This window comes from Achromobacter sp. FW305-C-13 (assembly GCF_058783475.1).
Genome location: NZ_JBYSYN010000002.1, coordinates 1,216,075 through 1,229,036, shown reverse-complemented (window position 1 = coordinate 1,229,036; position 12,962 = coordinate 1,216,075). Strand labels below are relative to the sequence as shown.

17 protein-coding genes are annotated in these 12,962 nt (G+C 67.3%); 11 read left to right on the top strand and 6 right to left on the bottom strand.

The genetic code is table 11. The features are described 5' to 3' along the window. Positions 1–35: 35 nt before the first annotated feature. Together AC3WMU_RS16970 and AC3WMU_RS16965 are read right to left on the bottom strand one after the other, a co-directional pair. A complete protein-coding gene (locus AC3WMU_RS16970; RefSeq protein WP_427961486.1) occupies positions 36–185 on the bottom strand; it encodes a hypothetical protein in 150 nt (49 codons plus the stop codon). Positions 186–331: 146 nt separating this feature from the next. Beyond that, positions 332–1,219, bottom strand: coding sequence for a LysR family transcriptional regulator (locus AC3WMU_RS16965; RefSeq protein WP_088589508.1), 888 nt, complete (start codon positions 1,217–1,219; stop codon positions 332–334). A 114-nt stretch (positions 1,220–1,333) separates the two neighbouring features. On the opposite strand from AC3WMU_RS16965, the gene AC3WMU_RS16960 reads away from it, so the two are divergent. Next, complete coding sequence (locus AC3WMU_RS16960; protein ID WP_492282712.1) at positions 1,334–2,230, top strand: alpha/beta fold hydrolase; 897 nt, start codon at positions 1,334–1,336, stop codon at positions 2,228–2,230. 158 nt (positions 2,231–2,388) lie between these two features. Then, positions 2,389–2,721 carry a hypothetical protein gene (locus AC3WMU_RS16955; protein WP_006222567.1) on the top strand — a complete coding sequence of 111 codons (333 nt, stop codon included), beginning with the start codon at positions 2,389–2,391 and terminating at the stop codon, positions 2,719–2,721. Between the two features lie 113 nt (positions 2,722–2,834). On the opposite strand, the gene AC3WMU_RS16950 is transcribed toward AC3WMU_RS16955, so the two are convergent. Then, a complete protein-coding gene (locus AC3WMU_RS16950) occupies positions 2,835–3,377 on the bottom strand; it encodes a GNAT family N-acetyltransferase (protein WP_280026531.1) in 543 nt (180 codons plus the stop codon). A gap of 7 nt (positions 3,378–3,384) precedes the next feature. After that, the gene (locus AC3WMU_RS16945; protein WP_492282711.1) at positions 3,385–3,954 is read right to left on the bottom strand and encodes a helix-turn-helix domain-containing protein; all 570 of its coding nucleotides are present in this window, start codon (positions 3,952–3,954) and stop codon (positions 3,385–3,387) included. Between the two features lie 98 nt (positions 3,955–4,052). Here AC3WMU_RS16945 and AC3WMU_RS16940 point away from each other — a divergent pair, with 98 nt between their 5' ends. From AC3WMU_RS16940 to AC3WMU_RS16905, 8 genes are all read left to right on the top strand, one after another. After that, a complete protein-coding gene (locus AC3WMU_RS16940; protein WP_492282710.1) occupies positions 4,053–5,573 on the top strand; it encodes a phospholipase D family protein in 1,521 nt (506 codons plus the stop codon). An 83-nt stretch (positions 5,574–5,656) separates the two neighbouring features. After that, entirely contained in the window at positions 5,657–6,367 is a 711-nt protein-coding gene (locus AC3WMU_RS16935) for a 2OG-Fe(II) oxygenase (protein WP_006222562.1), read from the top strand. A 2-nt stretch (positions 6,368–6,369) separates the two neighbouring features. Continuing rightward, positions 6,370–7,047 carry a DNA oxidative demethylase AlkB gene (alkB, locus tag AC3WMU_RS16930; RefSeq protein ID WP_280026527.1) on the top strand — a complete coding sequence of 226 codons (678 nt, stop codon included), beginning with the start codon at positions 6,370–6,372 and terminating at the stop codon, positions 7,045–7,047. Positions 7,048–7,130: 83 nt separating this feature from the next. Next, complete coding sequence (locus AC3WMU_RS16925) at positions 7,131–8,138, top strand: formylglycine-generating enzyme family protein (protein ID WP_006222560.1); 1,008 nt, start codon at positions 7,131–7,133, stop codon at positions 8,136–8,138. Positions 8,139–8,192: 54 nt separating this feature from the next. After that, the gene (locus AC3WMU_RS16920; protein ID WP_006222559.1) at positions 8,193–8,579 is read left to right on the top strand and encodes a VOC family protein; all 387 of its coding nucleotides are present in this window, start codon (positions 8,193–8,195) and stop codon (positions 8,577–8,579) included. 19 nt (positions 8,580–8,598) lie between these two features. Beyond that, a complete protein-coding gene (locus AC3WMU_RS16915) occupies positions 8,599–9,408 on the top strand; it encodes an AraC family transcriptional regulator (RefSeq protein WP_492282709.1) in 810 nt (269 codons plus the stop codon). Positions 9,409–9,513: 105 nt separating this feature from the next. Continuing rightward, positions 9,514–9,882: a cupin domain-containing protein gene (locus AC3WMU_RS16910; RefSeq protein ID WP_488704466.1), complete on the top strand. Its 369-nt coding sequence runs from the start codon at positions 9,514–9,516 to the stop codon at positions 9,880–9,882. 41 nt (positions 9,883–9,923) lie between these two features. Further along, positions 9,924–10,670, top strand: coding sequence for an SDR family oxidoreductase (locus AC3WMU_RS16905; RefSeq protein ID WP_280026521.1), 747 nt, complete (start codon positions 9,924–9,926; stop codon positions 10,668–10,670). A 9-nt stretch (positions 10,671–10,679) separates the two neighbouring features. On the opposite strand, the gene AC3WMU_RS16900 is transcribed toward AC3WMU_RS16905, so the two are convergent. After that, positions 10,680–11,213, bottom strand: coding sequence for an MgtC/SapB family protein (locus AC3WMU_RS16900; protein ID WP_006222555.1), 534 nt, complete (start codon positions 11,211–11,213; stop codon positions 10,680–10,682). A gap of 149 nt (positions 11,214–11,362) precedes the next feature. Between AC3WMU_RS16900 and AC3WMU_RS16895 the strand changes: the two genes are divergently transcribed. Continuing rightward, the gene (locus AC3WMU_RS16895; RefSeq protein ID WP_492282708.1) at positions 11,363–12,145 is read left to right on the top strand and encodes an SDR family oxidoreductase; all 783 of its coding nucleotides are present in this window, start codon (positions 11,363–11,365) and stop codon (positions 12,143–12,145) included. A gap of 24 nt (positions 12,146–12,169) precedes the next feature. Here the strand turns inward: AC3WMU_RS16895 and AC3WMU_RS16890 are convergent, their stop codons facing one another. Next, positions 12,170–12,862 carry an HAD family hydrolase gene (locus tag AC3WMU_RS16890; RefSeq protein ID WP_006222553.1) on the bottom strand — a complete coding sequence of 231 codons (693 nt, stop codon included), beginning with the start codon at positions 12,860–12,862 and terminating at the stop codon, positions 12,170–12,172. Between the last annotated feature and the right edge of the window lie 100 nt (positions 12,863–12,962).

Sequence of the window (12,962 nt, the reverse complement as noted above, 5' to 3'; positions counted from 1 at the left end):
CTACGCTGATGCTTTTTGCGCGGCAATGCGCGCGGTCAGCCCAGCGCGCTGCGGTAATGCTCGCTATCGAAGGCAGGCGCGGTGTCCTGCGCCACGGTGGCGGGCGCCGCCACCGGTTCGTCAGCCGTCTGCACGCCGAACAACGAGAGTTCCGCGTTGACCAATGCCAGTAAGAAATTCGCCATGATGACTCCTTGAGTGAAGCGTCCCGGCCGGCGGACTGCGCGCCGGCCTCGGTAAGGACATGTGCGTCATGGTGCGGGCCATGGCGCGTGGCGTCCATTTGCTTTACTCAATGGCGGCGATAAAGGCCGGCGATGCGTCGAGGCGTTCAGCGCCCGAAGCGGCGCCGCTGCCCCGTCTGCCTGACTGCCGCCACCAGCGCCTGCACCGCGGGTTCGGCCGAACGCAGATACGCGTAGAAGCGCGTCATCGGCAGGTCGGGCATGCCGTCATCGCGCGACAGGGCGCGCAAGCCCTCGCGCAACTGGCTGCGCGCAACAGGAGCCACGGCAAATCCCGCCAACGCGGCGGCTAGACAACCCGCCATGCTGCCGCTTTCGAATGCCGGCACCCAGCCTTGCTTCGTCTGCCCCAAGGCCGTGATGGCCGCTTCGCGATACACGCAAGGTTCGGGGAACACGGCCAACGGCACCTGGCGCCCGGGCTTCCACGGCTTGTCTTCCCCCCAGGCCCACACCAGGTCTTCTTCCCACAAGAGCTCGCCATCGTCCTGCACGCGCGCGCACTGCTTGCCGAACACCACATCCAGCTTGCCTCGCGCCTGCTGGCGCAGCAGGTCGGCGGTAACGCCTACCTTCAGTTCGATCGAAGCCTCCGGATGACCGCGGTGAAACGCCTGCAGCACTTCGGCCAGCCACGCGCCCGCGAAATCCTCCGACGATCCGATGCGCAAGCGGCCCTTCAGGCGCGTGCCGCTCAAGCGGGCGCGCGCCTCGCGCTCCAGATCGACGATGTTGCGCGCGTAGGCGTACAGCGTCTCGCCCGCCGGCGTCACTTCGAAGCTACGCGTCGTGCGGTCCAGCAAGGTGGCGCCCGCCAGCACCTCCAGGCGCTTGATGTGGCCGCTGATGGCCGAGGGCGTCAGGGAAAGCGCATCGGCAGCCAACGCAAAGCCGCCGCTGTCCACCACCTCCAGGAACGTGCGCAAGAGCGTCAGGTCCAGCACCACGCCGGCGGACTCGTTAGGAATATCCATCGCCTGCCATCCTTATATTCATGATTTATTGATAATAATCGCTTATTCATCAAGAATCATGACAAGACCTGCCGCTATCGTGACAGCACCGTCACCGAAAGAAGGAACCTCCTCATGTCCGCCTACGCTCAGATCCAGACCCCTTTGCTGGATATCGCCTATCTGGAATGGAACCCTGCCGGATCCCGCACCGCCGTGCTGCTGCACGGCTGGCCCGACAGCCCCGAAAGCTGGAACACCGTCGCCGGACGCCTGGCGGCGGATGGCTACCGCGTGCTGTGCCCGGCCCTGCGCGGTTTCGGGCCGACCCGCTTTCGCGATGCCGCGACGCCGCGCAGCGGCGAACTGGCCGCCTTGGGGCGCGACCTGCTGGACTTCATCGATGCGCTGGGTATCGACCGCCCGCTGCTGGTGGGCCACGACTGGGGCGCGCGTGCCGCCGCCAACGCCTGCGGCCTTCGGCCGGGTGTCGCGCGGCAGCTGGTACTGCTGTCGGTGGGCTATGGCACCAACGACCCGAACCAGGTGTTGTCGCTGAGCCAGGCACGCAATTACTGGTACCACTGGTTCATGGCGACGCCGCGGGGCGCCGAGGCCGTTCGCGGCAACCGCCGCGAGTTCACCCGCACCATGTGGGACACGTGGTCGCCCGGCGCCTGGTACACGCCCGAGGATTTCGACCAGGCCGCGCGCGCCTTCGACAATCCCGACTGGGCAGACGTGGTGCTGCATTCCTACCGCCACCGCTGGGGCTATGCCGAAGGCGACGCCGCCTACCGGGCCGACACGGCGTTGCTGACGCCTGCCCCCGTGCTGACCGTACCCACGCTGGTGCTGCATGGCGGCGCCGACACCTGCAACCAGCCGGCCACGTCGGAAGGCAAGGAGGCTTTCTTTCAGGGCGGCTATGCACGTCGCGTCCTGGACGGCGTGGGGCATTTTCCCCAGCGCGAAGCCCCGCAAGCCGTCGCCGACGCCATCCTGGCGTTCTGCGCCAAAACCAGCGCCTGAAGCCCGCCCGCACGCCTGGCGCGGCGCCGCATTCCGCCCCGCGCGGGCCGCCGGCTGGGCAGCCTGCCCCGGAATGGCGGATAATCCGTCTGTTTCCCGCCGCCGCGCGCGGCGGATTTTCGTGGGCGCCCGGCGCCCGACAGCATTCGGAGTCAGCTATGTATCGCGGCATTCAGGCGATTGAACAATTCATGGAATCCATCGGCCTGACCTGGCGCCCCGGCTCGACGGAAAGCGCCGAACTGCGCGTCAGCTACCGCATCGGCAACACCCGCCCCCTGGGCATCGACCGCACGCTGGTGGAATTCCACTGCGACGCGCGGCGCGCCAAAGTCTGGGTGCCCGAGTTTTCCCGCACCAGCTTCCACCAATGGTTCGAAGTGCCGCTGCAGGACTTCGAATTCACCCCCGGCGGCTCGATGCTGAAGATCAAGGCCGCCGCACGCGGCAATGCGCCCCCTTACAGCGTGGGCATCAAGCCGCTGGCTTGAATGGGCGCTGATTGAATAAGAAAGCCACCCTCGCGGGTGGCTTTTTTGTTGCCCCTTCGGGGGCTGCTTTTGTGGCCGGATGGGTGGCCTATTCCGTTGTCCGTCGGCCTTATCTACACCCGTTTGTACATGATCGTCGTCGCGTCCAGCTTGCCCGCATCATGCGGGTCGCGGCTGAAATGCGGGATCTGCCCCACCGTCACATAGCCCAGCGACGCATACAGGGGCTCGGCGCTGTCGCCGGTGCGTGTATCCAGCGTGATCAAGCTGCGGCCGATGCGCACCGCATGGGCTTCGGCCTCGCGCATCAAGTGCCGGGCGATGCCCTGCCGGCGAAAATCGGGGTGCACCAGAAGCTTGCGCACCTCGGCGCGGTGGGGCTGGTTGGGCGGCGTATCGCTATCCAATTGCACCGAGCCGGCGATGCGACCGTCCTGACGCGCCACCCACAGCGCCAGCTTGCCGCCGGCCAGCGCCGGCAGGATCTTGTTGCGCCAGAACGCTTGCGCGTCTTCCGGGGAATACGGCAGGACGAAACTGACGCTGGCGCCGCCTTGCACGCAGGCGTGCAGCAGTTCGCCCAGCGCGGGCAGATTGGCAGCGGCGTCATCCGCCGTCAGCAGGGTCAATTCAAGGGTGGCGGGGTCGTGGGACATGGCGGTTTCAGACGATGAAGAGCAGGTAGCGGGCGCCGCTATGCGGCGGTGTGATGAACTGGCTGGCGCCGAACAGTTGATAGCGCAGGCAGTCGCCCGGCGCCAGGATGTGCGTCTGGCCGTCGACGGTGATATGCAGTTCGCCTTCCAGCATCAGCAGGTGGTGCTCCAGCCCCGGCCGCGGCGATTGCTCGTAGCCGATGCGGGCGCCTGCCGCCAGCTCGCAGGCCAGCACTTCGCCCGCCAACTGCTGCGCCGGCGGAGACACGGAACGCCGCGTGAAGCCCGCACTGTCGTCGACCCACACGGCCTGCCCGTGCTCGGGCACCAAGGGCGCGAAATCGTCTTCCACCATCACCATCAGCCGCGACATGGTCAAGCCGTGGGCCGCGCACAGCTTGCCCAGCACGCTGGCCGTGGGGCTGACCTCGGCGTTTTCCAGCCGCGAGAGCGTGGCGCGGCTAACGCCAGCCATCCCCGCCAATTCGTCCAACGACCACCCGCGCGCCAAGCGCAAGGCTTTCAGGCGCTGGGCGATGCGGCGGTCCAGATCGGCATCAATCGTTGTGTTTTCCATATTAGGGAATTTATTCCAAATATGGAAAATCATCAAGACCCGGTGCCTGCCACTTTTTTCGGCACAATACGGGCATGCTTTTGGCCAAACCCCTTCTTATGACCGCCCTCTGCCTTTCGTTTCTAAGCGGATGCAGCCTGCCCCCGCTCGACAAGCGCAGCGAGTCCCAGGCGCTGACGCCCGAACAATCCGCCGCCACGTCCTTGGGCCGCGGCATCGCGCCGCTGGCGGCAGCGCACCCCGGCAAGTCGGGCATCCACCCGCTGTCCAACGCCTATGACGCTTTCGCCGCCCGCATGATGCTGGCGCGGGCGGCCGAGCGCAGCCTGGATGTGCAGTACTACATCTGGCACGACGACATGACGGGCACGATGCTGCTGGAAGCGCTGCACGCCGCTGCCGACCGGGGCGTGCGCGTGCGGCTGCTGCTGGACGACAACGGCACGTCGGGCCTGGACACGGTGCTGGCCGCGATGGACGAACACCCCAATATCGAAGTCCGCCTGTACAACCCCTTTGTGCTGCGCTGGCCCAAGCCCTTGGGCTACGTCACGGACTTCAGCCGCCTGAACCGGCGCATGCACAACAAGTCCTTCACCGCGGACAACCAGGCCACCATCATCGGCGGGCGCAACGTTGGCGACGAATACTTCGGCGCCGCCAACGGCGTGCTGTTCACCGACCTGGACGTGCTGGCGATCGGCGCGGCCGTCAATGACGTGTCGATGGATTTCGACCGGTACTGGGCCAGCGAATCCGCCTACCCCGTGGACCGGCTGCTGAAGAAGGCCGAGCCGGGCGCGCTGCAAGCGCTGGAGGAACGGGCCAGCAAGGTGGAAGGGTCGCCCGAAGCCGCCGCCTATGCCGAAGCCATGAAGCAGTTGCCCTTCATCCGGCAATTGCTGCAAGGCGAGCTGCGCCTGGAATGGGCGAACACCCGCATGGTCAGCGACGATCCGCGCAAGACGCTGGGCACCGCGCCGCCCGAGGCGATGCTGCCGCACCAGTTGCATGAAATCATCGGCGCGCCCGCGACCGATCTGGAACTGGTGTCACCCTATTTCGTGCCCACGGCTGCCGGCACGGAAGCCTTCGCGAAGATGGCGAAAAGCGGGGTCAAGGTGCAGGTGCTGACCAATGCGCTGGAAGCGACCGACGTCGCGGTCGTGCATTCGGGCTACGCCAAGCGCCGCAAGGACCTGCTGGCAGCCGGCGTGGAATTGTTCGAGATGAAGCGCATGGCGGGCGAGGTCGAGCGCAACAAGAGCATGGGGCCCTTCGGCAGCTCGGGTTCCAGCCTGCACGCCAAGACCTTCGCGGTGGACGGGCAGCGCATCTTCGTCGGGTCGTTCAACTTCGACCCGCGTTCGGCCACCCTGAATACGGAACTGGGCTTTGTGATCGACAGCCCGACGCTGGCGGGCCGCATTGCCGATGCCTTCAAGAACGAGTTGCCCAAGGTGGCCTACCGCGTCTGCCTGGACGATAAAGGCGACTTGTATTGGCTGGAGCAGCGCAATGGGGAAACGATCCGCCATGACACCGAGCCGGGCACGACGGTGTGGAAGCGGTTTTCCGTCTGGTTCGTGTCGCTGCTGCCGCTGGAGCCGCTGCTGTGACCCCGGCGCAACAAGCGGAGTTCGCCTAGCGGCGGGCAGGCGTAGACTGGTTTTTTCTGCTTCGCCTTGCCTGCCCTCGCCTCATGGATATGCCGCCTGCCGCTCCCCTGCCCGACCTCGATTGGGCCCGGATCACCGAGTCGCTGGATGCGCATGGCAATGCCATCGCGCCCGGCCTGCTGACGCCCGCCCAATGCGCGGCGCTGGCGGCCGGCTACGCCGCGCCGGACGGCTACCGCAGCCGTATCGTGATGGCGCGGCATGGCTTCGGCCGCGGTGAATACAAATACTTTTCCTATCCGCTGCCGCCGTTGCTGCAGCAGCTGCGCACCGCCTTGTATCCGCAACTGGTGCCGATCGCGAACCGCTGGAACCGGCAGTTGGGCATCAATGTGCAGTATCCCGCCGACCACGCCGCCTTTCTGCAGCGCTGCCATGACGCCGGCCAACGCCGTCCCACGCCCCTGATCCTGGAGTACGGCCCCGGCGACTACAACTGCCTGCACCAGGACCTGTACGGCGAACACGTGTTCCCGCTGCAGGTGGCGGTGCTGCTGTCGCGCCCCGGCCAGGATTTCACGGGCGGCGAATTCGTGATGACGGAAACCAGCAGCCGCGAACAGTGCGCTGAGGTGCTGCCGCTGCAGCAGGGCGACGCGCTGATCTTCACCGTGAACCAGCGGCCCGTGCCCGGCGCGCGCGGTTGGCGCAAGACCGCCATGCGGCACGGCGTCAGCGCGCTGCGCAGCGGCCGGCGCCACACGCTGGGGCTGATCTTCCACGACGCGCAATGACCATGACGACATCGCTGGACCTGTTTGGCGACGACGACACCGCGCAAAGCGGGCGCGAGGCAATCGGGCCGCAATCCTTCGTGTTGCGCGGGTTTGCCTTGCCCTTTGCCGAAGCGCTGCTGCAAGGCGTGGACACCGTCGCCGCGCAGTCGCCCTTCCGGCGCATGCAGACGCCGGGGGGCTACACCATGTCGGTCGCGCTGACCAATTGCGGGCAATGGGGCTGGACGACGGATGCGCACGGCTACCGCTATACGCGCATCGACCCGCTGTCCGGCCTGCCCTGGCCCGACCTGCCTTCGGCCTTCCTGGAACTGGCGCAGGCTGCGGCGGCCGAGGCCGGCTTTCCCGGCTTTGCGCCCGACGCCTGCCTGGTCAACCAGTACGAGCCGGGGTCGCGGCTGTCGCTGCATCAGGACAAGAACGAACGCGACTACGGCGCCCCCATCGTTTCCGTCTCGCTGGGCATGCCCGCCCTCTTCCTGTTCGGCGGCCACGAACGCTCGGACAAGACCGTGCGCGTGCCCCTGCTGCATGGCGACGTGGTCGTGTGGGGCGGCGTGGACCGGCTGCGCTATCACGGCGTAATGCCCATGAAAGACCTGCCGCATCCCAGACTGGGCAGCCGGCGGATCAACTTCACCTTGCGCAAGGCAGGGGAAAGCGCCGGGCCCGTATGAGGGTTCCCCGCGTCTGGCTGTCTGGACGCGGCCGCCCTACTATGTCGCACCCTTGGCCCTGCGCCCCGCGCCCGCGACCCTCCATGCGTATCCGTCCCTGCCTGTTGCTTGCCAGTTTGCTGCTGTCATCCCCGCTGCGCGCGGCCCCGTCCAGCGAGCCCCCTGCGCTGATCGAGAATTCGCTGGGCATGGTGTTCGTCGCCATCCCCGCCGGCACGTTCCAGATGGGCAGTGACGAAACGCCCGAGGCGCTGGCGCGCGACTACCCGCAATATCCCAAGGACCGTTTCGCGCAGCTGTTCGACGAAGCGCCCGTGCATTCCGTGCGCATCACCCGGCCGTTCTACCTGGAACGCACCGAGGTCACGGTCGGACAGTTCCGGCGCTTTATCGAAGCCTCCGGGTATGTGCCCGAATCCGAGGCCGACGGCACGGGCGGCTATGGCTACAACGCCGCCTACGATCCCGACAAGTCCGAACGCGGCGACGCCTTCGAAGGCCGCGACCGCCGCTATTCCTGGCGCAACCCGGGCTTCGCCCAGACCGACGATCACCCCGTCGTGAACATCAGCTGGAACGACGCCCAGGCGTTGGCCCGCTGGCTGACCCAGAAGGAAGGCCGCGTCTACCGGCTGCCCACCGAAGCCGAATGGGAATACGCCTGCCGCGCCGGCACGCGCACGCGCTACCAGAACGGCGACGACCCGGCCGGCATGCCCGATGCCGGCAACGGCTTTGACGCCGACGCCCAACCGCTGTGGCCGAAATGGCAGGCGTTCGCCTCGGCCCGCCACGACGGTTACACGTTCACCGCGCCGGTGGCCACCTACGCGCCCAACGCCTTCGGCCTGTACGACATGCACGGCAACGCCTGGGAATGGGTGGCGGACTGGTACGGCGAGGACTACTACGCGCACTCGCCCACGGATGATCCGCAAGGCCCCGACAGCGGCAATGTGCGCGTGCGCCGGGGTGGCTCGTGGCACACCTGGGCGCTCTATACCCGGTCGTCCTACCGCAACTGGAACACCCAGGAAACGCGCTACCCGCTGGTGGGCCTGCGGCTGTTGCGCGAGGCCGACAGCCGGTAAAGGGCCGCGACGGGTTAGCATAGCCGCACGCTTAACCTCAAAGAGAGTCCTGACATGCATTCGCTGGGCCGTCTCGTCCTTCTCGTGAACGACTACGACACCGCCATTTCTTTTTACCAAGACAAGCTCGGCATGGAGGTGTTCGTCGATATGCCCGTGGGCCAGCAACGGTATGTGCACCTGCGCCTGCCGGAACAACCCGCGGTCGGCGTCTGGCTGCTGCAAGCCCTGACCCAGGCGCAACGCGACCGCGTGGGCGACCAGACCGGCGGCCAGCCGGTGGGCGTGTTCTACACCGACGACGTCGTGCGCGACCACAGCAAGTTCGCCGCGCGGGGCGTGCGCTTCACCAAAGAGCCCGTCCATGACGACACCACCGTCTACGCCCACTTCATCGACCTGTACGGCAACGAGTTCGTACTGGTGCAGGTGAAGAAGTAGACCCTGCCGCACGTCTGCCATGATGTTGGCCCAACCGAAGCAGGACTGGATACTGCGCGCCGCGCCCTCGGGCCATGTGGAGCGCATCGAAGCCTACTTCGGCGGTCATGGCTACGACATGCACCGCCACGACACGTACGCCATCGGGCGCACGCTGTCGGGCGTGCAAAGCTTCCACTACCGGCGTTCATGCCGGCACAGCCTGCCCGGCGGCACCATCGTGCTGCACCCTGACGAACCGCACGACGGGCAGGCAGGCACCGAAGCCGGTTTCCACTACCGCATGATCTACGTCGAACCCGCGCTGATCCAGCAGATCCTGGGCGGCCGGCCGCTGCCATTCATCGCGGGCGGCCTCTCTGCCGACCCGCGGCTGCACGCCGCCAGCGAAGCGCTGCTGCAGAGCACCCGGGCGGCCATCGACCCCTTGCAGGAAGACGACGCGCTCTACGACCTGGCCCATGCGCTGTGCGCCGCCGCCGGCCGCCCTCAGGGACGCCGAACGGCCGACTACCCCGCCGCAGAGCGCGCCCGGCAGTTCATCCATGATTCGCTCGGCCAGCCGATCACGCTGGACCAGCTGGCGCAGGCCGCGGGCAACGACCGCTGGCGCCTGTCGCGCGATTTCCGCGCGCTGTTCGGCACCAGCCCCTATCGCTACGTGATGCTGCGCCGCCTGGATCTCGCCCGCCGGCTGATCGCCGCCGGCCAGCCGCTGGCGGACGCCGCGGCGGGCGCCGGCTTCACCGACCAGAGCCACCTGACGCATCGCCATGTGCAGACCTACGGCATGACGCCAGACCGCTGGCGGCGGATGCTGCACGGCTAGCCCCGCCGTGCCGGGCCCGACACGGAAAACCTGCAAGAACGTACAAGACGGCGCGCGCCCTGCCGCCCTATGCTGCAAGCGTCTTCACCTTTCTCAGGCTCCGCCATGTCCCCCATATCCTCCATCAATATCGCCGGCAAGCTCGCGCTGTTCTCCGAGCACTGGCAGCCCAAGGTCATCGCCCAGATGAACGACTACCAGTTCAAGGTGGTCAAGGTGCAGGGCGATTTTGTCTGGCACAGCCATGCGGACACCGACGAGACGTTCATCGTCGTCAGCGGCCGGCTGCGGATCGAACTGCGCGACGGCCACATCGACCTGGGCCCGGGCGACATGACGGTCATCCCCAAGGGTGTCGAACACAAGCCCTGCGCGCAGGAAGAGACTCACCTGATGCTGGTGGAACCCTGTGGGGTCGTGAACACCGGCGACCAGGGCGGCGCGCGCAGCGCCCCGAACGACGTGTGGATCTGAGCCTGCGTTCTGCTAACGTGGCAGTCATGCAGGAGAAAACCATGTCTAAAGTCATGCTCGTTACCGGCGGAAGCCGGGGCATCGGCGCCGCCGTCGCCAAACTGGCCGCCCGCCGTGGCTATGCGGTCGCTGTCAACTACCGCACCCATGCGGACGCCGCCGACGCCGTCGTGGCCGAAATCCGGCGTGAAGGCGGCCAGGCGCTGGCCATCCAGGCCGACGTCTCGCAGGAAGACCAGGTGCTGCGCATGTTCCACACGCTGGACGAGCGGCTGGGCCGGCTGGATGCGCTGGTCAACAACGCCGGCATCCTGGAAAAGCAGATGCGCGTGGACGACATGGATGCCGACCGCCTGCTGCGCGTGCTGTCCACCAACGTCATCGGCGCCTTCCTGTGCGCCCGCGAGGCCGTGCGGCGGATGTCGACGCGCCACGGCGGCCAGGGCGGCGCCATCGTCAACGTGTCGTCGGCCGCCGCCCGCCTGGGTTCACCCAACGAATATGTGGACTACGCCGCGTCCAAGGGCGCGCTGGATACGCTGACGATCGGCCTGTCCAAGGAAGTGGCGCCCGAGGGCATCCGCGTGAACGGCGTACGGCCCGGCACCATCTACACTGAGATGCACGCCAGCGGCGGCGAGCCCGGCCGCGTGGACCGGCTGAAAAGCGTGATTCCGCTGCGCCGCGGCGGCTCGGTGGAAGAGGTGGCGGGCGCGGTGATGTGGCTGTTCTCGGACGAAGCCGGCTACACCAGCGGCTCTTTCATCGACGTCTCCGGCGGCAGCTGAACGCCGCCGTCAGGCATTCCCCCCGGACTTGGTGCCGGCGGTGATCAGGTTCTTTTCCTGCCGCGAGGAAATGCGCGCTTCGACGCGGCGCAGCACCGCCAGCACGAACAGCGCCATCAAGGTGCTGACCAGGGCCGTGGCCTCGCGGCCCATGCCGGCTGCCACGCCGATGGCGGCCGTCATCCAGATGCTGGCCGACGTGGTCAACCCGTGGATCTCGCGTTCATCGCTCAGTTTGATGATCGCACCCGCGCCCAGGAAGCCGATACCTGCGATCACGCCTTGCAGCACGCGGCTGATGTCGCCGACCTGCATGCCGCCCTGCAACGGCACCAGCACGAAAATCGCCGCGCCCAGCGCCACCAGCATGTGCGTGCGCAGGCCCGCGGCCTTGCCGCTGCGTTCGCGTTCATAGCCCAGCAGGCCGCCCAATATCACGGCCATGCCCAACCGCAGCACGATGCGCGTGGCTTCGCCCACATCGGGAATATCCGCGAATTCACTCCGCACGGTGGTCCAGATTTCCAGCCAGATTTCCGACATCGCCGCATCCTTGTGGCACAGGTGGTTTTCAGCATAGCAGGCGCGCGCCCGGATGCGCCATGCCGCGTTCAGGCTGGCATGCGGCCGGCAAGTGGTTTACAACCTAAGCGTGCGCCGCACAGGCAGGCGCGAATCGACAGGAGCGCTTCATGGATTTGCAGCTGGCAGGAAAACGCGTGCTCATCACGGGTGCATCCAAGGGCATTGGCCTGGCATGCGCCGTGGCCTTCGCACGCGAAGGCGCGGAGCCGATCCTGGTGGCGCGCGACGACGCCGCGCTGCATCAGGCCACCGCCGCCATCCGCGAGCAGACCGGCCGCGCCGCGCAAGCCGTGGCCCTGGACCTGGCCTTGCCCGGCGCCGCGGAAAAGCTGGCCAAGGACACCGGTCCCATCGATGTGCTGGTGAACAATGCCGGCGCGGTGCCCGGTGGCGCGCTGGACCAGGTGCAGGACGAACGCTGGCGCGCCGGCTGGGATCTGAAGGTGCACGGCTATATCAATCTGGCCCGCCACTACTACCCCGCGATGCGCGAAGCGGGCGCCGGCGTCATCGCCAACATCATCGGCATGGCCGGGGCCGCGCCGCGTGCGGACTACATCTGCGGCGCCTCGGCCAATGCGTCGCTGATCGCGTTTACGCGCGCCCTGGGCGGTGAAGCTCCGCGCCACGGCGTGCGCGTGTTTGGCGTGAATCCGTCGCGCACGCGCACGGACCGCGTGCTGACGCTGGCGCGCCAACGCGCGCAGGCCCGCTGGGGCGATGACAGCCGGTGGCAGGAAACGCTGTCGGACCTGCCGTTCGGCCGCTTGATGGAACCCGAGGAAGTGGCCGACATGATCGTGTTCGGCGCGTCGCCGCGCGCCGGCTACCTGAGCGGCACCGTCATCGACCTGGACGGCGGCGAGCAATACGCCAACCACGCGCGCTGAGCGCGCGTGGGCGACCGGCCGCGTTTAACGCGCGCCGGCCTGCCAGCCCGCCAGCAGCGCGGGCAGTTGCTTCATGTCGGTGAATACGTGGGCCACGCCCACGCCGCGCAGGGCCTCGGCCCCGCTGTGGCCGTTGGCGTCCGGGCTGTACCCGAACACCGTGGCGCCCGCTGCCACGCCGGCGGTCGCGCCCGTGACCGTGTCTTCCACGACCGCGCAACGCTTGGGATCTACGCCCAGCGCCTGGGCGGCGGCCAGGTAGACATCGGGAAACGGTTTGCTGCGCGGCATTTCATGGCCGCTGAAGACGCGCCCGTCAAAGCACTCGGCAATGCCGACCTTCGCCAGTTGCAGCTCCACCTTGCGGCGGTCGGCGCCCGAGGCCACGGCGATGCGGCCGTCCAGGGTCTGGTGCAGCGCGCGCACGGCGTCCGGCGCGCCGGGGATTTCCAGCAGGTCGCGGTCCAACGCGGCATTGCGGCGCTGGCGGAACACGTCGAACCATTCCGGGCCCAGCTTGACGCCGGTACGCGCCTCGATCAGCGGCAGTTCATCCCTGACGGCTTTCCCGGTAAAGATGCGCATCGTCTCGTCATGCGTGATGTCCCAGCCCAGTTCGTTCAGCATCTGGGTCAGCACATGGCTGGTGATGGGTTCGGAATCAACCAACACGCCGTCGCAATCGAACAGGACGGCGTCAAACGGGAAATCAGTCATTACAGGCGGCATAGAATGGGTTCGTGAAGCCCACAAGCATACTTCAAGGCCTCTGAACGCTGCCCCACACGCCCCGGGTACGCAAGCAAGCACCGGAGTG